Source organism: Vogesella mureinivorans, from assembly GCF_007644035.1.
Lineage (GTDB): Bacteria > Pseudomonadota > Gammaproteobacteria > Burkholderiales > Chromobacteriaceae > Vogesella > Vogesella mureinivorans.
Genome location: NZ_VMTV02000891.1, coordinates 1 through 266, shown reverse-complemented (window position 1 = coordinate 266; position 266 = coordinate 1). Strand labels below are relative to the sequence as shown.

Here is a 266-nt window from a genome sequence, read left to right as displayed (position 1 = left end):
AAGAACGTCGGGCTCTTTCAGCAATACGGCACCGCCACGGTGCCTGTTGACGGTAGGGGCCGGGCAGCCAAAGTTCAGGTCTACCCCCACGGCACCCATTTCTGCCGCACGCACGGCATTCTGCGCTAGCCACTCCGGCTCGGAGCCCAGCAGCTGCACCCGCACCGGCACGCCGCAGCGCGTGGCCGAAGCGGTTTGCAGCTCGGGGGCCAGGCGTTCGAAGGTACGCACCGGCAGCAGCGAGTTGGTCACGCGCACAAACTCGG

The 266-nt window shown here is 67.3% G+C and carries 1 protein-coding gene; it reads right to left on the bottom strand.

Annotation, left to right across the window (positions count from 1 at the left end):
- Window positions 1–266, bottom strand: a 266-nt coding sequence (locus FLQ44_RS20125; RefSeq protein WP_206209023.1) for a tRNA-dihydrouridine synthase, incomplete at both ends; no start/stop codon positions are given.